Annotated in this window: 8 protein-coding genes; all 8 read right to left on the reverse strand. The window is 52.5% G+C overall.

All coding sequences use genetic code 11. The annotated features are described in order from the left end of the window. Window positions 1–1907: 1907 nt before the first annotated feature. Window positions 1908–2555 (reverse strand): hypothetical protein, encoded by a 648-nt coding sequence (locus MXE41_RS11000; protein WP_246977321.1) that lies wholly within the window; start codon window positions 2553–2555, stop codon window positions 1908–1910. 401 nt (window positions 2556–2956) lie between these two features. Then, entirely contained in the window at window positions 2957–6085 is a 3129-nt protein-coding gene (locus MXE41_RS11005; protein WP_247100521.1) for a DEAD/DEAH box helicase family protein, read from the reverse strand. Between the two features lie 289 nt (window positions 6086–6374). After that, a complete protein-coding gene (locus MXE41_RS11010; protein ID WP_247100522.1) occupies window positions 6375–8246 on the reverse strand; it encodes a site-specific DNA-methyltransferase in 1872 nt (623 codons plus the stop codon). 573 nt (window positions 8247–8819) lie between these two features. Further along, window positions 8820–10691: a site-specific DNA-methyltransferase gene (locus MXE41_RS11015; RefSeq protein WP_247100523.1), complete on the reverse strand. Its 1872-nt coding sequence runs from the start codon at window positions 10689–10691 to the stop codon at window positions 8820–8822. A 576-nt stretch (window positions 10692–11267) separates the two neighbouring features. Then, complete coding sequence (locus MXE41_RS11020) at window positions 11268–13220, reverse strand: site-specific DNA-methyltransferase (RefSeq protein ID WP_247100524.1); 1953 nt, start codon at window positions 13218–13220, stop codon at window positions 11268–11270. A 599-nt stretch (window positions 13221–13819) separates the two neighbouring features. Then, on the reverse strand, window positions 13820–14089 hold the full coding sequence (locus MXE41_RS11025; RefSeq protein WP_246977326.1) for a hypothetical protein: 270 nt from the start codon (window positions 14087–14089) through the stop codon (window positions 13820–13822). A gap of 927 nt (window positions 14090–15016) precedes the next feature. After that, window positions 15017–19417: a transglycosylase domain-containing protein gene (locus tag MXE41_RS11030; protein ID WP_247100525.1), complete on the reverse strand. Its 4401-nt coding sequence runs from the start codon at window positions 19415–19417 to the stop codon at window positions 15017–15019. A 1024-nt stretch (window positions 19418–20441) separates the two neighbouring features. Further along, entirely contained in the window at window positions 20442–25910 is a 5469-nt protein-coding gene (locus MXE41_RS11035) for an MG2 domain-containing protein (RefSeq protein ID WP_247100526.1), read from the reverse strand. Between the last annotated feature and the right edge of the window lie 427 nt (window positions 25911–26337).

Below are 26337 nucleotides of genomic sequence, written 5' to 3' on the forward strand. Positions count from 1 at the left end.
CTTTTGCACGATGGCACAGCTGCGTCATTTTTAACGCCCATATACGTCTCCTGTATGTTATGGAACATGCAGGAATCTTATATAAATCAGCTAAATCATCACACCCCACACTCAGAAAGTACGTACTGCCATGCAGTGCACTGACATCGCGGCCCCCACCATTGGCTGGCACAGGTCGGCGGCCGGCCTGCCACAGCTCAGGCTGTTACAGGATATTGTCGTGCCCCCAAAACTGCACCAGAAGCCCAGTCAGCCGCTGTAATTTACCTGTTCTTTACGCTTTCACCTGACGATACTGCCTTATCCCACGGCCCAATCCTGCAACTGTACGCTGTCAGCACCTGTCCTTTACTGTGCAATATCAATCCATGCTGCCTGCTGTTAAGCACATGCCTTACCTGATGCACCCATGAATTTAGATTCTGCAATTTTAATAATTACTCTACATAACAATTTATCTTGTGTCAGTGTCATACCATGTTGCCATGACTTGCAGTGCACCCCCTCCGCGCTGCCGCAGAGACTGAAGCAATATCTTAATTCGCAGCGCCCGCCCATTATCACTATCATTCACGTGATGGTGACAGTACATACTCACAGAATGTAAACTGTCAACAGCCTGTCCGCAGATGAATAATTCAATTTTGCTTTACATAATCTTTAAGACAGTAAAATATGTAATGCTGCAGCCCGGATATTATTTAACATGGCCGGGCAAAGCATTGGTGCTTAATTTGCCGCCCGATCCAGGCTGACCTGCTCTCCCACCTGCCATAACCACCCCCGTCCCTATACTCATCACCATACCCGTACCTCTGTCACTGTTTAAGGACCATGTCAGATCAACTTGTACTTTCATCTTAATTGCAGGCAGCTTTGTCTGGCCTGTTCTTGAGTATGTTCTGACACTGTCTGCCCCCCGGCGATATATTGAACTGCGGCTTAATGAAGGATGACAGAGACTTGCAGTCCCATACCCGGAAGCCATATATATCGGCAGAGGAGTTTACAACCACACAAACCAGCTCGTGCTGCTGCTGATTTATTCTGCTGTTTCTTCCTGGAGCAGGGCCAGGACTGAGTGCCTCAAATCACTTTTGATCAGCAGTTTTAATCAGCGGTTAATGGCGCCGGTACTCGCCCCACTGCGCAATGGCTGCTCTATTTTGGAAATGCCTCCCAGTGTCCTGTTTACTATCGTGGCACGATAAACAGCTTTGCTTTCTATACTGGCACGAACAAAACCTTTCCAGTCGCTTTGAGTTCTGCCGGATCGTGAAAAACCAGCAAACCTTCATACTGGCTCTCACTACCATTCATGACTGCGCTACAGGCACGATATAGTGCACCTGAGAACCGTCATGAATCTGAACTGTGATCAGTCCGGGCAATGACTCGCTCATGTTTCAAACAACTGGACAGTACGGGTTTCTATCCACGGCTTCGACAGTGCTCTGTCCAAAACTCTATCCACAGCGCTGGCATGGCTCTGTTCCAGCTCTATCCACAGCGCTGACAGGCTCTGTTCAGGCTCTATCCATAGCGCTGGCATGGTTCTGTCCAAAACTCTATCCACAGCGCTGACAGGCTCTGTTCAAAGCTCTATCGCGTCGCGTCAATGGCACTGTTGCAAGGACAAGGCAGGGCGCAGAGACGATCTCAGCACGGGGCACTGTCTATGCAATGGAACGCTCTGATACCTGTAAGCTTATCCATGCAGCAAAAGCAGAGCCCTCACCTGCATAAAGCCAGTGAGGGCCCTGTTATGAGTAAATGAATGAGCTCTAAGCTATGCTGGAAGGCACGCTGGAAGCGTACGCTGGATCAGTCGCTGCTGTATCTGAAGAAAACTCTGAAACCACAGGTGGAGCTGCATCATGGCTTGAGATGGATATGCCACGGAGAGCTTACTGCGGGACCTGATAGCTGGAGAGCTCCTTTCTGAGCTTTTCATAGTTCTGCTCGGCCTGCATTTTCTTCTCAAAAAACTCAAGGTTTTTATGAGTCTGTTTTGGCGGATTAGACTTTCTGAGTGTCTCTGCCTCGCGCTCAGCCATCTGAGTACGGGCAGCAAGGTCCATAACCTTGTCAAAGAGATCCTGACTGACAAAATCTACACGAGCAGCCTTGAGGCAAAGCAAACGCCACAGCTGTTGTGGAGGCTGGTGCCATGACTCCAGCCCCAGCCTGTCGTTACTGGCATAATCACTTATAAGCACTCCCTCGCCGTACACAGCTGCCAGCCTGCTTACTCCCGTCCCCCTGATAACAAAGATGGTCTTAACCCCCTTTTCCCATTTATCGAAACAGCGGTCCAGCAAAGCTATGCATTTGTCAGGAAGTGCAGCAGCCAGAGGTATAACCTCACATATTATCAGACATCCATCAGAACCACCCTTGCTGGCCGGAGTACCGAACATGGCAGTTATTGATATCCGCTCAATATTGCTCTGCAGAGTTGAAGCATCTCTGGTAGAGACAGCTGAACTGTGACAAAAGAGCGCCAGATCCACCTGAGGTCCCTTGTATATGGCATTCACAGGCAAATTATTCATAGTAAGCTCCTTATTATGTCCCTGTCCTTTGAGGCCAGCATATATGGGCTATCAATACCTGAGGGTATATTAGCCCTGTATGTGATGAATAATTTCTAAAGTCTTTTGTACATACAACATTGTACAGTGCAACTGTGGCTCTGCACCATTGCAATTATGCAATTATTGACGTTACAAAATTGCCCCTATCTGGCAGGTTTGACACAACAGACGCAGACCATTAAGCAGAATCATGCATCAGCAGGCATTGTTATACTTAAGTCCTCAAGGGCTATGACTGTCCGTGACAGGAGGCAGGCCTGACGGGCTATGACTTTCCGTGACAGGTGTCAGGCCTGACGGGCTATGACTGTCCGTGACAGGTGTCAGTCCCGTCGGGCTATGACTGCACGGGCCAGGTATCAGTCCTGATTGGCCTTATCAAGCAGCTGGTTGAAGTTTTCAACCACGGCAAAACGGATCCTGTCTGACATGGAGTTGAAGAGCCTGTCGGCACATTCAATCTTCTGGCGCTCTACCGGTCTTAACTGATCCAGGGATACGCTGCCCTTGGTTTCAGCTACCAGGCGGAAATGCTTTACCTGGTCGCGGTCAAAGATTACGGCCCAGTCAGGGGAGTAATCACCAGCCGGAGTAGGAATTTTGAACTTGCGCGGCAGCTTGGCAAAGACACATACCTCGCGGGCATCATCCATCTTGAGCGCAAAGCGCTTTTCCACACTGTTTTCAGACAGACCGTCCACTACCAGCACGTCAGTAATGTGCTTTCTGGCCTTGATGTAAGGGGTATCGGCCTTGATCTCGCAGTCGAAGGCATCGTTAATCATGGCCATGATATTGTTGCTTTTCAGATCATCTGTCTGATCGATGAGCTCATAGCAGATATTCTCTACCTGCAACTCCTGCTTACACATGCTGACAGTATGGCCCACAGCGGCAATGAAGCGCTCAGGGTTGACGGCAAAGAGACTGAGCTTTTCCTGGCTCAGGGAGTTGAGTACCCTGGCTGCGGTTCTACGGGTAACTGCAGCCGCCCTGGCCACGTCACCTACTATGTCGTACTTGACGCCGGTAGTTATGTGGCGCGCGTCAGAGCGCTGGTTGGAGCCGCGTCTGACAAAGGTCTGAGCATCAACCTGGCTGCCCTCTTCAATCTCAAAGCTCATCTGGGCTATTTCAAGGCCCTTGTTGAGCTGCTCCACAGCATTTCTGATCAGCACCTCGCTGTCATACTGAACTGTGTAGTAATAATTGCGGGAAATCTCCTTCCAAAGCATCTGGAAGTCAGGATTCTCGACATGGCTGTTGGTCCTGACATGAATGGTGGCCGAACGGTTTTCGTCGCGTACTCTCTTCTTGAGTACTTCCTCAACCTCCCAGGTAGAGCGGGCTGTCTGGACCATCAGCTCCTTCAGATGAGCCATATCCTGATCAAGCTCAGGAACCTGGTTGTTCTCAATGGCGCTGCGGAATGCATCAGTAACCATGCCCTTGCCATCAATGAACTTGTGGGTACGCATCCAGCTGCGCAGCATGTCAGCCTCATCCTCGGTGACCTTATGCTCAGAGCCGTCAGCAAGCATTACAGTCTTGCCGGTAAAGCTGTCAACAGTAATGGCCTTAGGACGGTCACGAAGACACTGAGTGGTTTCCTCCTGCAGGCTTCTGACAAAGTCCTCATAGCTCTCGTTGGCAATGACGGTAAGCAGGTTGACCTTGTGGATATCATCACCCAGAGCTTCGTAATCCATACGCTCGCCGAGATTGTTAACGCACAGGCGCAGGCCACGGCCTACCTCCTGACGCTTGCTGACGGCGGAGTTGCTCTGACGCAGAGTACAGATCTGGAAGACGTTAGGATTATCCCAGCCCTCACGCAGAGCCGAATGCGAGAAGATAAAGCGCACCGGCTGCTCAAAGCTCATCAGCTCTTCGCGGTTCTTGAGGATCAGATCGTAGGCGGCTATACGTTCCTTGTCATTATCGGTCTCGGTCTTCTTTTCTTCGGTATCGACAAATCTGTTGAACTTGTCTACGGAGAAATAGCCATTGTGAAGTTCTGCGGCATGACCTGAGGTGCTCTTGAGGTAGTGGTAGTAAGAGCTTCTGGCAGAGCACGGATCACTGGCACCTGAGTGCTCAAGTTCGGCCAGCTTGTCTTTAGTCAGAAACTCATACTCTTCTTCAAACATCTGAGCCAGAATGCCCGGATGAGGGTTCTTTTCCTCATCATAGACTCTGTAGCGCACTACCTCATCAATGAAGAACAGGCTCAGGGTCTTGATGCCCAGATTGTAGAGCTCTTCCTCTCTGTTCAGATGTGAGCGTATGGTCTCGCGGATCTGCAGACGGTGCATGCTGTCAAGGTTGCTGTCACCTACCACCATGCCTGCTGAAATGACACGACCGTCACTGAGGGTGATGCTGTTGGTGACGGCATCAATGGAGCTGATGGACAGGCCCTTGTACTGATTAAGTTTGTTCGACTCATCATACAGGCTGTCTCTTTCCTCCATGCGTCTGCGGGTACGCTTGATGCTGCCGTCCCTGTTCCTGATCTCAATCTCTACATCGGCATAAGGTGGCCTGTCAGTAGAGGTAATGACACCGCCCATGTAGATATAGCCGTCAGAGCCGGTCATGTTAAGGGTCTGGAAACCCTTGACGCTGATGCGCTTGACCAGCTTCTGAGCATAGGCATCCACGGCATCAAGCGAGTAGATGCAGTTGTGCTTTGTCTTGTGAGTTGCCGAGTAGTTGATGGTAAACAGAGGTCTGAACTGTCTGATGCCTTTCTGGGTAGCCTTGCCGTCAGCCTTCTGCGGCTCGTCAATCATGACAATTGGTCTGGTGGCGGCCAGCACATCAATAGGACGGTGTGAGCCGAACTCGTCACGCTCACTGTAGATAATGCGCGCTGCCTTGTTCTTAACCTTGCTCTCATCCATACTGGAGGCAAAGGCATGGGTGTTGATGATCATGACCTGAATGCCCGAGCCCTCGGCAAAGTGGCGCAGCTGGTTGAGATTGCCGGAGTTGTAGACAAAATAGTTGGCTTTGCAGTGGTACTCCTCAAAGAAATGCTCACTGAGCTGCTCAAAGCTGCGGTTTGTGCCCTCACGAATGGCAACAGATGGCACTACTACCACAAAGCGGCTCCAGCCATAGCGGCGGTGCAGCTCGAAAATGGTCTTGATGTAGACATAGGTCTTGCCTGTACCTGTCTCCATCTCTACGTCCAGCTCACACCAGCCCATGGAGCCGTCACCATAGAGCTCCTTGCTGGTCAGCAGACCGGAGCGCTTCTGGATGGCATTGATATTGGCCAGCAGCTGCTCTCTGGTATTGGGACCAAGATCAAGATCAGCATTGGTCTCTATGAGACTCATCTGATCGCAGACACCCATATCAAAAGCATCGGGAACAGCGCCCGCGCCGAGATTTTCCTTAAGATGCTGACCTGCAAACACATCGGCTGTGTTGTTGACCGCATCAGTCTGATACTGCTGTTTCTTGAAGATAAGTTTCATGATTATTCCAATCCAAAGCGCTTTGAATACAGGCTCATGCCTGCTGCTCAGCATATTTGCCCGACGGGCATGTCCCTGCAACCATAAAGCAGCAGGAGCAATGCGCCTTATGGTGCAGCCCGGTACTGCCATGCCTCAAAGGACACGCAGCCGGGCAACAGTAATGACCGGAGCCATTACATGGTCAGTATGATTCCAGCCCAATGGTCAGTTACCACTGTTCTGACCAGGCCGGCCATTCCAGGCCCGGCCCGGCATGGGCATAGCCCGTCATGGACATGCCTGGGGCTCAGATAACTCTGATCTGGCTCATAGGGCTGACCGCCTTAAAGACCTGCTTGATGTTGTCTGCATCGGCATCAGATCCAAAGGCGGCATCGCACATGACGAACCAGTATGGTTTGAGGCCGGCTATGGCACGGGCAACATCCAGGCTGACTCTGTCATCAAAGCAGGCTGCCAGATAACCATCGTCGACCACATACACAGTATGACCTGCAAGGCTCCTGACCTCGATGGACGACGACAGCTCAATGCCCAGGTCCAGCATCACCTGAAAGAGCAGATCCTCGCCGCTGCGATCTTCCTTGATGTTGAACTCGGAAAAGCCACCCAGGCTCACCTCATCAGCGCCGTAATAGACGTCTTTCATGTTGGAGCTGTCGAGCCTGAGCACACGGAAACCTGTGTCCAGATCCCCGTCAGTCAGCCCGACATCTTTTCTGACTGCAGCACCGGCACGGCGGATACGCTCCTTGCCGATTTCACATATGGTCCTGTAGCCTGCCTGCCATGCTGGCGTCTTTTCTCTGACGGCCTCAGCTATCTGAGCCAAGATGAAACGGCAATGCTTGCCTGTCTGAACGTTAAACTTCATCACAGTATGTGCAGTAGATCCGCTGCCTGAGAAGAAGTCCATTACTATGGAGTCTTCCTTGAGATTGGCAATGGTCATGAGCCTCTCAATGAGTGAAGTAGGCTTGGGACCGTCGAACACCTTGAGCTCCATAAGTCCGCTGACCTCTTTGGCGCCGTCCTGGCTGTGGCCGACATCGCTGAACAGCAGCAGAGATTCAGGTACCAGCATGCCGCCATGCTTGAGCTCGTGAAGAAAGCGCTTGAGTCTTGGAGTGTTACTGCCGTCTGCACCAAACCAGATGCGGTTGTCCCTTACCAGCTCCTCATAGCGTTCTCTGGTAAGGCGCCAGCAGCTCCCGGCTGGAGGATTTACCTTGCGACCAGCAGGAGTGGTGATTGTGTAGTCACAGCCTGGCGTGTAGGTCGTGACTGACAGGTTGTCAGACTGCCAGACGCCGCGCGGGTCGTTATCAGGGTTCTTGTAAGGTTTGTTGACCTCTTCAGTCCTTGGAAGACGTCCGATTTTGAACTGCTCAAGGTTTCTTGCGAACATCAGTATGTAGTCATGACTGGTCGACACGTATTTGGCGTCGTTCTTCGGAGAGTAGGCTCTCTGCCAGACAAACTGAGTAATGAAGTTCCTTTCACCAAAGACCTCACAGCAGACCTTGCGCATGTTGTCTGACTCGTAGTCATCAATGGAGATGAAGATCACTCCATCTTCAGAGAGGAACTCGCGGGCCAGCTTAAGGCGCGGATAAATCATGTTCAGCCAGTCGGTGTGAAAGCGGCCATTGGTATCGCTGTTAACCACCAGACGCTCGCCGTCAGCGCCAATCTGTCCGCTCCGCACCAGGAAGTCATCACGGTCAATGGCAAAGTCATCCTCGTAGATGAAGTCATTGCCGGTGTTGTAAGGCGGGTCGATGTAGATCATCTTGACCTTGCCGGCGTAGGTGTTGCGCAGGACCTTGAGTACCTCCAGATTGTCTCCCTCAATGTAGAGGTTGGAGGTGGTGTCGAAGTCTACGCTTTCTTCGCGGCATGGTCGTAAGGTAGCAGCTGATGGCTGATTGGCAAGGCGGGCAGCATCCATCTTGCCAGGCCAGGTAAACTGGTAGCGCTCTGCTTTGTCCGGAATACACGATGAGGAGAGCTCGGCCCTGAGCTTTTCAAAGTCGATACCGTGCACCAGCTGACCCTCAGGGTCGCGCGCCTCGGTAATACAGGAAGGGAAGTGTCGGGCAATGATGTCAATGTTGGCCGCAACGCCGTCAACAGACTGCATTGAGAGCTTATCCATGGAGCACCTCCATGGTCAAACTCAGGCAGTTGACTGACTTAGAAGAAGGTGTTACCCCCCCGGCAAAACTAAAGCAAACGGCTTATTTAAGCCGTTTTTAATAACATTAGACATCATAGTTACCCTGAAATCGGATGTGGAACGATATGGTGGCAAGACGGCGTCATACCGCCATTACTTTTTGAGTATAACACCGTGTTCCACCACCGTCCATGCCGATATATAAGGCATTTCCCCAAAGGCGTATTACCCGGTCACATACTGCTTGTCACCAGGTCACATACTGCGTGTCACCCGGTCAGCGCTGCGGCCGTGAGCCCGTGCCCCCTGCTGTGTCTGACTGGTCACGGAACACCAGGCTGCAGCTGCACTGTTGCTGTCCGCCAGGATTTAAGTCGGGCCGGGCACGACCTTGCAGGCCGGGCTGGCTGGGACTCGTGGCTCAGCTGAGTTTCCTTGTATGAGTTCATCCCTAAAACGGACAGGAAAGCATCAGCAGGACTGTGCCCGCTGGCTTCCTCTCACAGCCGTGTTGGGGACTGTTTCCTTATATGTGTGCCTCCATGAGTCTGGTCAGATGACCTTTATCTGTGTTGCTTCGCTGCAGCCTGAAAATACCTGCTTGATGTTGTCGGCATCGGCATCAGAGCCAAAGGCGGCATCGCACATGACAAACCAGTGCGGTTTGAGGCCGGCTATGGCACGGGCGGCCTCCAGGCTGACTCTGTCATCAAAGCAGGCAGCCAGATAACCGTCGTTGACCACATACACAGTATGGCCAGCAAGGCTCCTGACCTCGATTGACGACGACAGCTCAATGCCAAGGTCCAGCATCACCTGAAAGAGCAGATCCTCACCGCTGCGTCCTTCCTTGATGTTGAACTCGGAAAAGCCACTGAGGCTAACCTCGTCAGCGCTGTAGTAGACATCCTTCATGTTGGAGCTGTCGAGCCTGAGCACACGGAAACCTGTGTCCAGATCCCCGTCAGTCAGCCCGGCATCTTTTCTGACTGCAGCACCGGCACGGCGGATACGCTCCTCGCCGATTTCACATATGGTCCTGTAGCCTGCCTGCCATGCCGGAGTCTTTTCACTTACGGCCTCAGGTATCTGAGCCAGTATGAAACGGCAATGCTTGCCTGTATGAACGTTAAACTTCATCACAGCATGTGCAGTAGAGCCGCTGCCTGAGAAGAAGTCCATTACTATGGAGTCTTCCTTGAGATTGGCAATGGTCATGAGCCTCTCAATGAGTGAAGTAGGCTTGGGGCCGTCGAACACCTTGAGCTCCATAAGTCCGCTGACCTCTTTGGCGCCGTCCTGGCTGTGGCCGACATCGCTGAACAGCAGCAGAGATTCAGGTACCAGCAGGCCGCCATGCTTGAGCTCGTGAAGAAAACGCTTGAGTGAAGGAACATTGTTGCCATCAGCACCAAACCAGATTCTGTTGTCGGCAGCCAGCTCGTCAAACTTATCCTTGCTGACACGCCAGCAGCTGCCCGGCGGTGGTGACACCTTACGGCCAGATGGCGTAGTAACTTCAAAGTCGCAGGCGGCTGAATATGACTTTACTGACAGATTGTCAGAGCGCCACAGGCCACGTGGGTCATTGTCCAGGTTCTTATAAGGTTTGTTGACCTCTTCAGTCCTTGGAAGACGACCGATTGTGAACTGATCAAGGTTTCTTGCGAACATCAGTATGTAGTCATGACTGGTCGACACGTATTTGGCGTCGTTCTTCGGAGAGTAGGCTCTCTGCCAGACAAACTGAGTAACGAAGTTGTTCTCTCCGAAAACCTCATTGCAGACCTTGCGCATGTTGTCTGACTCGTAGTCATCAATGGAGATGAAGATAACTCCATCTTCAGAGAGGAACTCTCGGGCCAGCTTAAGGCGCGGATAAATCATGTTCAGCCAGTCGGTGTGAAAGCGGCCATTGGTATCGCTGTTAACCACCAGACGCTCGCCGTCAGCGCCAATCTGTCCGCTCTGCACCAGGAAGTCATCACGGTCAATGGCAAAGTCATCCTCGTAGATGAAGTCATTACCGGTGTTGTAAGGCGGGTCGATGTAGATCATCTTGACCTTGCCGGCGTAGGTGTTGCGCAGGACCTTTAGTACCTCCAGATTGTCTCCCTCGATGTAGAGGTTGGAGGTGGTGTCGAAGTCTACGCTTTCTTCACGGCATGGTCTTAAGGTCGCCGCAGATGGCTGGTTGGCAAGGCGGGCAGCATCCATCTTGCCAGGCCAGGTAAACTGGTAGCGTTCTGCTTTTTCAGGAATGCATGAGGAGGAAAGCTCGGCCTTGAGCTTTTCAAAGTCGATACCGTGCACCAGCTGACCGTCTGAGTCGCGTGCTTCGGTAATACAGGAAGGGAAGTGTCGGGCAATGATGTCGATGTTGGCCGCAACGCCGTCAACTGACTGCATAGAGAGCTTATCCATGGAGCACCTCCATGGTCAAACTCAGGCAGTTGACTGACTTAGAAGAAGGTGTTACCCCCCCGGCAAAACTAAAGCAAACAGCTTATTTAAGCCGTTTTCAATAACATTAGACATCATAGTTACCCTGAAATCGGATGTGGAACGATATGGTGGCAAGACGGCGTCATACCGCCATTACTTTTTGAGTATAACACCGTGTTCCACCACCGTCCATGCCGATATATAAGGCATTTCCCCAAAGGCGTATTACCCGCTCACATACTGCTTGTCACCAGGTCACATACTGCGTGTCACCCGGTCAGCGCTGCGGCCGTGAGCCCGTGCCCCCTGCTGTGTCTGACTGGTCACGGAACACCAGGCTGCAGCTGCACTGTTGCAGGTCGGACTGGACTCAAGCCGGGCCAGTCATTACCTTGCTGGCCGGACTGGCTGGCTGGGACACGTGGCTCAGCTGAGTTTCCTTGTATGAGTTCATCCCTAAAACGGACAGGAAAGCATCAGCAGGACTGTGCCCGCTGGCTTGCTCACACAGCAGTGTTGAGGACTGTGTCATTCTGTGTGCATCGCTCAGAGCGGTCAGATGACCTTGATCCTGGTTCCCTCGCTGCAGCCTGCAAATACCTGCATGATGTTGTCAGCATCGGCATCGGAGCCAAAGGCGGCATCGCACATGACAAACCAGTGCGGTTTGAGGCCGGCTATGGCGCGGGCGGCCTCAACGCTGACCCTGTCATCAAAGCAGGCAGCCAGATAACCGTCGTTGACCACATACACAGTATGGCCTGCAAGGCTCCTGACCTCGATGGACGACGACAGCTCAATGCCCAGGTCCAGCATCACCTGAAAGAGCAGATCTTCACCGCTGCGATCATCCTTGATGTTGAACTCGGAAAAGCCACCCAGGCTCACCTCATCAGCGCCGTAATAGACGTCTTTCATGTTGGAGCTGTCAAGCCTGAGCAGACGGAATCCGGTATCAACCTGTGACAGGCCATTATGGTCCCCAGCCTGCTGCCTGATTACGTCACCGGCCCGGCGGATACGCTCGAGGCCAATCTGGCAGATATTGTTATAACCTGCCCTGGCGGCCTCTGACTTTTCATCGACCTGAGCTGGCAGCTGAACCAGAATAAAGCTTCTTTTGCCGCCATCTTCGCTGTTAAGCTGCATAAGAGCGTCAGCTGTGGTAGATGAGCCGCCAAAGAAGTCCAGCACAATATCATGACTGTCAGTCATAACAAACTTCATAAGCCATTTTATAAAGACATCGCTCTTGGGATTATCAAAGATCTTCTTACCACCGAGCAGATCTTCCAGTCTCCTGGTGCTGGTACGACCATCCTCAATATAAACACTGCGGCAGCGGGCCCGTACCGTCTCGATACGCTTCTTGATACGAGGCTGTACAGTATGGTCGGCGCCCCAGTAAACAAGCCCCTGAGCCTCGTACTCCTCAAAGGTCTTTAAAGGCCAGCGCCAGCCATTGGCCGGAGTTGGGCATGGCTTGCCCGAAACGGGATGAATAATCTCGTAGCGGTAAGGACCAGGACGGGTGTCTGAGGAGTTTTGCGATATGGAAACTACACCATCCTCATCAACCACGTTGTAATGAGTAACACCCTGCAACTGGCTTTCGTTCTTTTTGATAAAGGCACGAAGCCTGTCCTGAATTTCCCTGATATCACTGCATGAGCTCTTAAGACGCTGATACTCATTCACAATGAGCTCCACTTCAGGAGATGGTGCCGTCCATGACGTCAGTGCGCTCTTATTGCGGGCATAACAAAGACAGTACTCATGCTCCGTTGTGATCATGGTAGGGTTGTTATCAGTAGCTGTTTTGAGAATGAGCGTGCCTACCAGATTATCTTCACCGAAGATCTCATTGCAGCACATCTTGAGACGCTCCACCTCATGCTCATCAATGGCTATGAAAATAACACCATCATTTTTAAGCAGCTCACGGCTGATCTTCAGACGTGGATAGATCATGTTAAGCCAGTCAGTGTGATAGCGGCCATTGGCAGTGGTATTGCTGACCAGACGGCCACCAGCTGCGTCTATCTGGCCGCTCTGCAGCAGGTACTCCTCCCTGTCCATGGCATAGTTGTCCTTATAGACGAAATCTTTGCCTGTGTTGTAAGGAGGGTCGATGTAGATCATCTTGACCTTGCCGACATAGGTGTTACGCAGGACCTTTAGCACCTCCAGGTTGTCACCCTCAATGTAGAGGTTGGAGGTGGTGTCAAAGTCCACGCTCTGGTCACGGCATGGTCTTAATGTTACGGTAGACGGGTGATTGACGAGACGGGCGGCATCCATTTTGCCAGGCCAGGTAAACTGGTAGCGTTCAGCTTTTTCAGGGATGCATGAGGAGGAAAGCTCGGACCTGAGCTTATCAAAATCGATACCGTGCACCAGCTGACCGTCTGAGTCATGTGCCTCGGTAATACAGGAAGGGAAGTGTCGGGCAATGATGTCGATGTTGGCTGCTACTCCGTAAACTGACTGCATTGTGAGTTTATCCATGGAGCACCTCCATGGTCAAACTCAGGCAGTTGACAGACTTAGAAGAAGGTGTTACCCCCCCCCCCGGCAAAAATTAAGACAAACGGCTTATTCAAGCCATTTTCAACAACATTAGACATCATAGTTACCCTGAAATAGGATGTGGAAAAATCTTCAGTTAAGAGCCCTGCAGGCACTACGGTCTTTTGAGTATAGCACCCGTATTCCTGTGACGTCCATGCTGACAGATACCGGACTTTCCTGCGTACATGATGTTTCCTGGTATCAGAGCACCTGGCCTGGCACTGGCCATCGCCGGAACATATTCAGTATGCCTCTGATGAAGGACTATGCTGAGTTATCAGGCTAAGACCCTTTGCCTGTGGTCTATGCTGAGTTTTTGAGCGATGAGCTTTTGCCTGTGGCTTATGTTTATGGATTACGTTATGTGATTATGCCCGGGGATTATGTTGTATGGTTATCACTCTCATTTGCTAAGGCTCTGGCCTGCTTGCACAGCACGATATGGGCACAGCACGGTATGGGCACTTTACTGCCAGGCAACTGGTCTGGCACCCTGCCGGCAGGAATAAAAAAGCACCCCTGGCGGGTGCCTTTGTTTAACTGTTCTTATATTCATCTATGGCCTTCTTGAGCTCCTTTTCAAGCATGTGAGGAAAGCCGGTTACCAGCAGTGGAGGCCGCTCCGATTCAGCATAACAGGCAAGATATGATGGCAGGCCCGTTACCATGTCAGGTGTGAGACTGGAGTCCTTTAAGAAAAACAGATAGTGATCGCATAATATGTCACCGGTATAAATGGCCGATAACGGCTCATGGACCAGCTCTTTGAGCTTCTCTTCGTAGTATTCAAGCGGTACTTTTGGCATAGGCATTACTTTCCAAAACAGTTTATAGAGACCACATTGCATAACACGGTATTGCAAATGGTTTTTCTGAGTATAGCACCTCTGTCAGAGCATCGTCCATTCCTAAATATAAGCCATTTTTTAAATGATCGTCACTCGGTCAAAAGCAGGAAAATGCAGTACCTGCTACTACATTAACCTCCTTCAGTTCAGCTCACTTCACTGCATTTCACTTGAAAGGATATTTTCATGCCTGGAAACTCAAAAGCATGCATCATTGTGTTTAATGCTGTCGCGTCTGTGATTGTGTACCATATTATTTTCCCCAGGTAACTTACCTGCCACTCTGTCCAGCTCGTTCTGTCTGAAAGCTGCCCTGCTCGATAAAGTGCGTTTATCAGTATGGCTTTGAACACCTCCTGAGCCGACAACTGTACTTTAACCAGGCCATTTTGCTCTTCATCAGGACAGGGAAAGGCAACCTTTAACTGGCAATGTCTTACTGTTTCATAATGCTCTATAAAGTATTATGAATATCGTCATACCCCCTCCCAATGCCGCCATAAATGCTACCCTCAAGTCTGCACAAAAAGACGATGCACAAGTTCATCATGAGCCGGTGCATCTGCAGTCCTGTGTAGCGGCTGTCATTTACTTGAGCGAGGCCACGCTGTGATAATGGCCGACGGCCTGGAGCTGTTGGCATCACTGTGCGTGCTGCGCGGCCGGGCTGGGAGCTTTTCCCGGTGCAGCTGCCCGTGTCGGACACAATAAAGCCCCTGAGGTGGTAAGACGACAGGGGCTTAATTACTGGACATGGGAGGAGCGCATGGCTGTGGCCGTGGCCGTAGCGGCAGTAGCGCTGCAGTCGTGACTGTTGCGGCAGTCGTGCTGCAGTCGTGACTGTTGGGCTGCCGTGCTGCAATTGTGCTGCAGTGCGGGTGCCTGCTATGGCTGAGCTTCGCTGCCTTCTTCCTCTTCTTCGGTTACGTCCACATAGTCAGGTCCATCAGGGTTACGGTAGCCGTGGTCAAGCTCCGGACTGGTTACCGATACGCCCTCAATCCATACCTGAGAGCTGATGGAGTCACCATTGCGGTCAATGATGGTAATGGTGTGAAAACCGTTATAGCGCGGCTCAAAGTAATCAAGCTGTGGTACCAGCTGATCATTTACCAGCATGAAATAAGGTGCAACACCACCGCTAAAGACCACATTAACGCGTCTACCACTGCCAGGAGACAGGCGGGTACCATCTGTAGGGAAGGTAAAGGTCAGTGGCAGCACAGGTTCAATGGTGTGATACTCCCCACGGCCTGATGCACCGGTAAGGGATGACACGCCAGGCAGGTATTGACCTGGTGCGCCTGCACCGGCCGCAGCTGCGGCCTGTCCAGAGGCTGTGTTCATGTGACCCTGTTCGGCACGCCATGGCTCACCACTGCTCTGACTACGGCGGGTAACCAGACCAAGACGGGCAATGGAGACACGGTCAAGGCCGGCCGGAGGCGTTGAGCGCAGGAGCACATCATCAGCTATACGGCGCTTGAAGCGGTCGTGAGAGGTAAGACGGCTCATGATCTCAAAGAGCAGAGGCGCAGCATGGTTATAGCCTGTGTAATTACCGGCCGGGTTGCCATCAAGACGGCCAGTCCATATACCAAGAGTAATGTTATTACTTGAGCCTACAGCCCAGGCATCACGGTTACGGTAGGAGGTACCTGTCTTGTATGAAATACGGGCAGCTGAGCGGTAATAGGCGCTTTCAAAGCCCGTTGGTGCCGGAGTACCCTCAAGCACATTGTAGACAGCACGGGCAGCCGGTGCCGAGAGCAGATGCTGATAATGCACATGAAGTCCGTGAACCACATAATTGCTGCCCGGTTCAGGGGTTGCGCCGGAAAGTGCATTTACCTGAGACAGGCTGGTGGTCGGTACCTCCTGACGGGCGGCGCCTGTTGAAGCATCAGCAGTCTTACCGGCATTGCTGGTATGGGACAGACCGGTATCTACGCCCTCACCCCCCTCTGGTGCACTTGCCCGTCCCTCAGACACTGAAGTTGCAGCATTACCTGAGGACATGGCGGCAGCTTCATCTTTAAGGCGGTCAACCTCTGTTGCTGCTGTGGGAGCCTGTGAACCCACAGGAATATCGTGTCCGGTAACACGTGCAGCAAGTCGCCCCAGTGGGGCACGCGAGGCATACTTGTGGAAAACAGCTGAGCTTGGACGGCGTGGGCTCAGCACGCGCAATGGTGCTATGCCGCCATCATGGGCCAGTGAGGCATACAGCTGAGTCAAATCAAAGAGCGTGATTCCGCAGCCACCAAGCACTACTGACAGGTCCGGCTCTGCACGGGCAGGCAGTACCAGTCGACCGGTAACGTAAGAGCCCGAGCTGTCAGCTGAATGCACATCAAGACCGTTTTCCATGCTGTTTAAACGGTTGATAAAGTTGTAAGGACCAATGGCACGCATTACCTCTACAGCTGGCAGGTTCAGCGAGGCCTGCAGTGCCAGTGAAGCGGTAAGCTCGCCATAGAAGCGGCGGTTATAATTGCGCGGCTGATAACTGTTATAAATGCGCGGAGCATCAAGCAAAATGGAGTTAGGGTGTAACAGGCCACGCTCAAAGGCCATGCCATAGGCAAATGGCTTGAGAGTGGAGCCAGGTGAGCGTAGAGCCAGTGCTGCATCCACGTAGGAAAGATCCCTGCCCAGTGCGCCCACATAGCCCAGTACCTCAAAGGTATCGTTATCAACTACCACCATGGCAAGGCTTTCCTGTCCGTCCTCACCTACATAGATTTTGCGATACAGGGCAGCAGCATCAAGAAGCACCTTCTGAACGCGCGGATCAATGGTGGTGTAAAGCTCACGAGGCAGTGGGCCCTTTAAGGCCGCATCACTGCGCCCGTTTTTACCGGCTGCTCCTTCATGGATGCCGCCTTTGCCAGCATTGCCGGCCATATCACCACTGCCATTGACCTCATCCCTGCTACGAGCGCTCAGGTTGCGCTGATGTGAAAGCATGGCTACGGTTGCATAGGCCTCAAGAGCCTCAGGGCTTAAGGTCAGACTTAAAGCAGGTGTTCCTTCATCTGAGGCCATTCGGTTGCCTGAATTTAAGTGACTGGCAACCACATCATAAATGGTCTCATCATTGTTCTCACTGTTAACCTGGGCATTTTTCGCAGTGCGCAGGCTGACACCGGTAACAGCATCATGCTCACGCTCCGTATCACTGTTACGTGCCTTAAGGTCATCGCTATCTGCTGTTGTGTCGCCGCCTGCTGCAGCTGTTGTGTCTCCGCCTGCTGCTGCAGCTGCAGCGCTCACAGGTCGGCCATTTTTCAGTACATGATCTTCAGGACAGGATGCAGCACGTGCAGCCTCGGAAACATCAAGGACTGCTGTGCTATTACCGGCACCAGCCCTTTGAGTCAGATCTGCATCGTCCTGTGAAGCTGCATCTGCTGCTGCATCCCGGGATGATGCAGACACAGATGATGCAGCCATAAATGACTCTTCCCTGGATGATCCTGTGAGCAGGATACTGCTTTTAGTACCGGATGATGGCTGAGAGGCCTGGTCATGAGCGGCAGAGTCCTGAGTGCTGTCAGTAAGCGTGAATCCTGCCTTAGCCAGCAGAGCTGTCAGGCTGGAGCGCAGCGCCTGAATTTCCAGAGTCTGCAGACGACCGTTGAAAATACTCTGTCCCAGGTAGTAGCCACTGTCAGGCAGAGGGTGACGTACCTGACTTACAGGCTCGGCTGTGGCAAATTCGAGAATATCCCTTTTGATAATGCCATCCTCAACAGCCTTTTTGAGTACTTCATTGCGATAGTAGCGGGCTGATTCAGGATGACGGTCAGGGCGGATTACCTCAGGCGAGCGTGGCAGGGCTACCAGCAGGGCAGCCTCTGCTGGTGTGAGTCTACGGGGACTGTGGTTGAAGTAAATCCATGATGCTGCAGTAACACTCTCAATATTGCTGCCAAAAGGAGCCAGGGTGAGATAGATAGACAGCAGCTGCTCACGTCCATAGTAATGAGTAAGATAAAGGGCGCCCAGAGCCTCTCGAACCTTTGACCATAAAGAGCGGTCTTTAGGTTCAAGCATGCGGCAGACCTGCATGGCCAGAGTAGAGGCGCCTGATACCGTGCGCCCAGAGGTGATATTGGACCACAGGGCACGGCCCACTGCCAGCACATCCACACCGGCATGGGAGTAAAAGCGCTCATCTTCAGCGGCTATGAGCATTCTGATATACAGCGGGTCGACATCTGATCTGGTGGTGAGAATACGGTAGTAATCACCACTGTTCATTGAGGTGTAAATCAGATTACCGCCCTTGTCATAAAGACTTTGCGAGCGATCGTAAAAGCGGCTTAAATCAGGGGCACACCAGTGCATCATGCCGTAAAAGCCACCAAGAACCACAACGCCTGTAAGAGCCATGCTACCCATGATATTGCGCAGCGAACACCAGCGGCGCTTTCCAGCATTTCCGGCTGTCTTTTCGGCTCTGTAAGCGCTGTCCTCGTTATCATCTGCAGCAAATGCTGCTAAGGCAGCTGCTGTCGCATCAGCCTTATTGCCAGAGCTGCCAGCGGCTGATATATGGTGTGGCTGGTCACGTCGACGGTGACGGATACGCCTGCGAAAAACTGTACGTACCATGTGGGCATAGCCACTGCGCTCAATCTTCGCCTTACCACGCACCTGTACAGCATTGCCTGTACTGGTGTCAGTGCCGCTGCCAGCCTCATCCCCGGACCTGTTGTCAGCGCCGCTGCCAGCCTCATCCCCGGCCCTGCTGTCAGCGCCACTGTTACCCTCGGCCCCGGCCCTGGTGTCAGCGCCGCTGTTACCCTCAGCCCCGGCATTGCCGTGCTGCTCAGTCTTGCCCGCTTCTGCACCTGCACCTGATGGGCCTGCAACAGAAGCACAGGCAGCGCTTCCTTCGCCGGTGGCGTCGGCACCGGACAGTCCAGTTGCGGCACCGGCCTCTGTACTGTCAGTATCAGGGGAATGAGAAGATGAGCTGCTGGAGCTTACCTGTGAATGGGAGTGATGACTTTCACTGAGCGTGGAAGCCTCTGGAGAGCTGGCAGTGGGGCTGTTATCAGCACTGTTGGAGGTATCTGAAGTATCTGCACCTGGCGCAGCTGATGAGGTGCTGTCGGCAGTGCTGACAGTGCCTGAAACAGTTTGAGATCCGGCAGTGCTGTCATGCTGTTCAGGGTGCACTGATTCAGGGGCATCAGAGCTGATGCTGCCCGGCTGCACATGGTCCTGCTGGGACTGGGAAGGAGTTGAAGCGGATTTTTTATAATCAGTGGACATACGTGAGGTATAGACCTTTTGTAGAGCCTGACCCTGAAAAGGGCTCTGCGGCACTGTCTTGTGTTCCTGTTGGAAATAAGAAAGACTTCAGACAGGGGCAGAATCCCGCCTGCAATAAAAAACTGTCATGCAACAGGGAAGGACATCACACCCTGTATTGCTGACCTGAGTAATAAAATATTCCTGAAACGCCAATTATAAGGCATATGCCCCCTGAGCCCAAATGCCAGGCTCAGGCCCGGCAAGTCAGTTAACCTGCCTTGCATGTCCCTGCCATTACAGCTCAGAGAGCCCCTGCCATGACAGCTAGGGACAGACCTAGGGACATACAGCACCATCCTGCCCGCGCATGCGCAAGAACGGCCCATGTGCCACTGCAAATCACAGTGGCTGCAGCTGCCCGAGCTCAGGCCCCGGCCCGCTGAGTGCCGTGTAAGTGATCCCCTCACTGGCCTGGCCAGGTCAGGTCAGGCCATAGCAACACCCTGCTTCGCCAGGCCCTGAGGACAGGCGAGTGAGCTCAGGCCCCCAAGGCCTGGTAAGGCCATAGCGACCCTGCTGCCAGGCACGCAGGCAAGGAGCAGTAATAGCTGATAAGAGCGCTGCCGACTGTTATTGAGGACAGTCGTAGCGCCAGGCCATACTGTTCTGACGCAGCAGCATGATGCACCTGCAAGTGCGCCTTACCTCGTATCGGCATATATGCATGCCGGGTAGCCATTATGGCCCGGTAGTGCATACATGATTGCAGATTGCAGCATAGCGATGAATGCAACAGACGTGGTCAGAGACAGGCGCAAGGTAGAAAGGTGCAGGGATGGAAGCGACCTGCGGACCTCGGAGCTCTGCAGGGACAAAAAATAAGGGCCTTGTGTCCCGGGTTCTCACAGTGAACCTGGGGCAGAAAGCCCTGTGAATTTCAGCGAATTATTTTGCCTTGCTGTGCTGCAGCCATGAGCGTGGCCAGCGGCTGCAGCATGGTAAGCCGCTGCCTTGAGTATGGCCAGCGGCTGCAGCATGGTGATTAGCGGGCTGAGATTTCAATCTTCTGAGTGCCCATGGAGGTACCGTACCAGCCCGGATCACTTACTACCTGAACCATGGTTTCACCCTGTCTGAAGCTGCCGCTGTGAGCTGCACGCAGCACAACAAACAGTGACCAGTTATCAGGTACATCCCATGCACGATCGGTTGGGTAAATAGCTACCAGCTGATCATCTCCTGTCTCCACTGACGATGGAGTAAAGAGACTTTCATTTTCACTGCCGGCTACAGCAGCTGTATTATCCTCAGGCTTGAACAGCGGAGCAAAGACAGGATCTTCCTTGTCCTTGAGGGTACGTACATACTCAAAGCCGGCTGGAATACGGGCGCGCACTATAGTTGGGGATCTGACTGAAATATCAGGATCAACAAAGACCTCCATGAGAACCTCCTCATTAGGACGGAACTCATAGGTGCTCAGATCAACGGCACCACCACGGGTCCAGTAGTTAACTGTGACACCGAAGCCCTTGTTGGCAATGACTCTGTCTTTCTTTGCTGTTCCCAGAATGGAGGTATTGGCAAAGAGCGGACGCTCAGTGCGGTTGTAGATGGTCAGAATACCTGGCTCAACACCGTAAAGCGGACCTGCAGCACTGGCCGGAGCATCAGCTGAAGTGGCAGAGCCCTTTGCGCCCTTGCCATCCATGGCTGCCTTGCCATCCTTGCCTGCCTTGCTGGCACTGTCTGCCTTAGCAAGGGCCTTTTCAGAGGACTGATCAGCGTTCTTACCAGCCTCATCAGTACCGGCCTCAGCGGTTGCACCTGCGGTGCTGCCATCCTTAGCTGACTTGCCAGAGTCAGGCTTGTCACTCTTGACTGGAGTCATCAGTACCTTCATGTCTTCGGCACTGAGCAGAGCGGAGAAGTTGGCGCTCTTGGAGGATTCGGCTCCTGGAGCACGACCACCATCATCACGGCCGTCAAGGTGAGCTGAGGCGCGCATCATGGCAGCCATGGTCATGGATGACAGATAGTCAGGTGAGTTCCTGAGCTCATGAAGATTGTCCACCAGCTGCGCTACCAGATCGGTGCGGCCCTGTCTGACGGCGGCATCAATAACAGTAAAGGCAGCCTCACGCAGATTCCAGTGACCGTCCACGGCCAGCTCGGAAACAGTAATTACCCACTCTAACCATGAGTCAAGGGTACGCTTGCCGCTGTCGCGCTTGTCATCGGCAGTCTGCCAGCGCATCAGGCCTTCAACAGCCTTGTCCAGAGCAGCCTGAGCACGGCCATTGTCGCCCAGATTTACCAGAGTGTTGGCAAGGTGAGCCAGCTGCTGTGGACGCTCGACTTTGTCAGAGTCAAGCAGCTGTCGTACATCGGCCTGATTGACGCTTTCACGGCGTGACAGAACCTCGTATGCATAGACAGCATTGCTGTCAGGATCAGAGGTAAGACCGCGCAGCATGTTCAGACAGTTCTGTACTGTGCTGTCATTAACCTTAAAGCCCAGCTCATCAGCTCTTAACAGCAGATCAGCAGCATAAATGGAGTCATATACAGCAGGGCCAAAGGTTCCGCTGCTGCGCTGCTGGGCACTGATACGGAAGATAAGGCTCTGGATGTCATCATTGTACTGACCTTCGCTGGCATACAGAGGTGCAGCTGCCTGAGCCTCCTGGGCGGTATTTGCTGCAGCTGTGGCCTCAAGGCTTTCATCAGTGGCGATGAAATCACGGCCATAGAGCAGCTTGCCCTCAAGAGCGGCACACAGATCACCAAGACTGGAGCTGCCCTGCTGGTTGAAAGAGCGGACAAAGGCCTCAGGGTTGACATCTGGCAGCTGTGACCAGGAAATCATACCGGCAGACATGTCTCTGAACAGGCGGCCTACCTTGATGGTAATGCTCTTGCCAGGCTCAATATGACGTACCAGACTCTTGACTGATGGCAGAACAGGCTCAGTTACCTGAAGCTGGTAGCTGTCCTTGAAGTTGAAATCAGGGTTAATAACCTTGAGATCAATGGTACCGGTACCGGTATCAATAGCCTTGATATCAAATGGCTGATCCTCACGAATGCCAGGCTTGAGATTGCTGACAGTCTGAGTGGAGCAGCGCACAGCACCAGAGCAGGAAATATCAACCTTGAACTCGGTATTGCGGGCCTTGAGATTGTGCAGGTTCAGACGTCCTGACACTGTGTCACCAATATTGAGGTAACGTGGCAGACCAAGGGTAGCTACAGCCTTGTCGCGCACGGTCACATCCTCTGAGTCAGCACCGGTGCGGGAGTTGTCCCAGGCTACGGTCATAACCTTGAGGCTGCCGGCAAACTGAGGTACGTCAAAAGCAACCTCAGCCTCGCCACTGGCATTTAAAGGCACAATCTTTGAGGCAAGGGCAATGGTGCGGTATGGAACATTTTCCATGGCAGCAACGCCACTTGCTTTGGCCATGAAAGCCTCATCACCACCATCATAACCCTGACCGCGCTGGCCCGGATCGGTCATGATAAGACCGTATGGATCACGTAAAGACACATCATAAGCACGGTCTTTCATGAACCATGAATTTGGATTAGGAGCCTTGTAGCTGGTAAGGCTTAAGATGCCATTGTCTACCAGAGCAACACGGGCCCAGCCGCCTGAACCGTCAGCAGGCTTCACATCGTTGCCGGCCTCCTGTGCTCCCTTGCTTTCCTCAGGCTTTGCACCTTCAGGGCGGGCAGTAATCTTAACCTTGAGCTCTGACTGAGGTTTGATTTCATCAGGAACTTCAGTACTGACCTCCATTCTGTTGCCAGTCATATCCATATTGAGATCGACCAGACCTACAGCACGTACTGATCCCTGCTGATCTTCATTAATTGGAGAGAAAATGGACAGCAGTGCGTGACCCTGAGGGTAGAACTCATCAGTGATCTTGACCTTGACCTCATTGTGGCCCTTGCTGATACGGAAAGTCTTGAATGAGCTTATGCCCTTATTGCCCATGGCAAGGTTGGCATAGCCGTCAAATGGACTGTAGAAGCTAAGACGGGCCTCATCGCCAGGACTGTATTCCTTCTTGTCAGCAAAAAGCTCAACACGATCAGGGGTGTCAGCACTTCCCGAGCTCTTGAAACCCTTGATGAAGTTCAGGGAAGTACGGCTCTTTTCAGACTCCAGCTCCAGAACGTAGGAGCCGTCATCAAGAGGCAGAGTAATGGATGGGGCATCAATCTTCTGATTGTCTACCTTTACTGTGCCCTGGTTTACCAGATTGCGGCTGAAGAACTGGACGTAACGCCATACACCGTTTTCAAAAACGTAGTTGTAATCAACATACTGACGGTAGACGAAGTACCTGACGTCCTGAGGGAAGGTCGAACCGTCCTGCAGATAGGAGCACAGAGCAAATGCGGCATCACTGTCTGATACAGCCTTGCCGGCCTCGGATGCACTCAGCTGGCGCACGCCAATAACCGGACGGTTAAAGGCAATCTTGAAATTCTTTTTGGCATTGACAGCCTGGCCATTGGTATCAAATACGGTGGATTTGAGTACGGCGCTGCGTGGATAGTCTGCATCAGGTACAGTCACAGACTGCTGGAGCACACCCTCAACATCGGTCTTGAGATTGTAGAAAGTAAAAGAGCGGCGCAGTGACTCATAGGTGCTCTTGTCCGGACCGAAGTGGAAGCGCTTGAGATCCTTGTTACGGGCAGCATTGGCAGCTGACGGCACAGGGTGTTCATCAGGATAAACGTCCAGAACCATATTGCCATTGAGGCTTGAAGCAGCTCCGCCATAGTTGAACATGGCGCGGGCCTTCATTCTGAACGGTACATTCACGCCAATGACGCTGTCATTGTTGACGATCTCACCCTTAATCTGGGCAGGTACGTAAGCTCCAATGTTAAAGGCAGTCTCACTGAGCTTCTGTTTGCCCAGGGAGAGCACGGCAGTGTAGCGTCCGGTAGGGGTACCTGACGGAATGTCAAAATCGTATTCGTAACCACCCTGATGAGAAATGGACAGCAGAGTCTTGTGCACCTCACTGCCAAGAGAGTTGTACATGGTAAGGGTAAGAGGAAGAGACAGGCCCTCAAGGCGGCTGTTGCGGACCAGAGCTGTATAGTGAATGGTTTCACCAGGACGGTAGATACCACGCTCAGTCCATGCATAGGCTGAATACTTGCCCGGATCAACAAGGCCGGTATTGTCCTCAAGATAGAAAGGAGATGACTGCAGATCTACAAGGTAGAAATCCTTGTCTGTGCTGACACGCAGCAGGGAAGGAGCAAGTGACATCTTGCCAGAGGTGAGCTCACGGCCAAAGCGCACTGTGCCTTCCTTGTCAGTACGGGCCTTGCCCAGCACCTCGCCATTGGTGGCTACCAGCTCAACATCGACATTCTTGAGGCTCTTTGCTGAAGTCAGTGAGCGTACCGAGGCGAGGATACCGTCACGGCTGCTGTAGGTGCTGACACCAAGATTGGTAATGACCATGAAGCGGGTAGTGAAAGGCAATACGCTGTCATTGAGCATCTGCCAGGAAAAACCTGAGGAGAAATCAATGCGCGGATCAGCAGCTACCACAAAGTACATGCCGTCATCGGATGATGAGACAAAGTCCTTGAGAGATACCTTGATCTCCTGAGGCTTGTTGAGCATCTTTTCAGGAATGCGGGCACGCTGAGCCTCAAGGACAGCATCAGCGGCCTCTGAAGAGGCAGCTTCGCCAAGGTCGGACTGGGAGGCAAGACCAGGATCAGCAGTCATTACCGGTACGGTCTTTTCAGCTGCAGCCTGGGCTCTGATAGCCTTATGGGCAGCCCTGATCTTCAGATCCATGATGTCGGTTGAAGAACCGTCAGAAAGATCAAAGACACGCTCGTAAACAGGATGGAAAGAGTAGTTGAACAGCTGGGATGCATTCCAGAAGCTGACCTCATTGGTCATGAGATCGCTGATGCGCACATCACGCAGACTTGCTGCCGGGATGCGGAAGATGGCAACCTTGACGGCCGGCTGATTGACTGTCTTGATGGTAAAGGAGCTGTTGTGACCACTCTTGGGCAGAATGATGTTGTAAGGCATGCGAATCTGAGGCATGGCATCAGAGATGGTGAACTTTGAGGTGAAAGTCTCATTGAGCCTGTCACCGCTTGCCATACGCAGGCCTTTCTTAAAGCGCAGAGAATAGCTGTCGCCGTTGTTGAGATTGCCTACACAGAGAAGATCGTTAACCACGCTCGGAGCGCCGTCCATGATCTGACCGTCTTTGTCACGCAGCTCAAGATAGCGGCTGAGATTGTCAATTTCCGAGGAAACAACATGACGGCCATTTAAAACAAAACACATACTGGCAGGTACTGTGTTGCTCTTCTCAATAGTCCTGAGCACGTTCACATTAGGCTCGGCCAGGGCCTGTCCGCACAGGGCGGTGGCTGTCATGGCACCAAGAGCCAGAGCTGTAGCCCTGGCCAGCCTGCTGGCAGTCAAACTCTTAGATCTCATCCATCTGTCCTCTGTCAATCAGCACATCCAAATCTAACAACACAACTGTTCTGTCCCTGCACGGCAGTTTTCTGTCAGGCAGGGACAGAGCAGTCACATAAGCATGTAAGGCCGAAGCCTCAAAATAAAAACAAAGTCATGCCAGGCCATGCAATCCAAAGCACCTGTCCCGGCCCCATGCCCCCGTCAATTGCGCTTCCCAGGTATTCTCAGGCCGCACCACTGATGCTCCAGGTGCATCGCAAATAACATGCATAAAACCCGCCGCCCTTCAGGGCAGCTGCAGCGGTGAACAAAAAGCAAAAGCATTCATCCAGCATGCCATGTATACGGTCACAACCTGCATACAGGCACGACATGCACACAGGAGAGACATGCTTACGAAGCATGGCCTGCATTAAAGGCATAGTCTAAACCGAACAAACCA

The sequence above is a fragment of the Anaerobiospirillum sp. NML120449 genome, assembly GCF_023051105.1.
In the GTDB taxonomy this organism is placed as follows: Bacteria; Pseudomonadota; Gammaproteobacteria; order Enterobacterales; family Succinivibrionaceae; genus Anaerobiospirillum.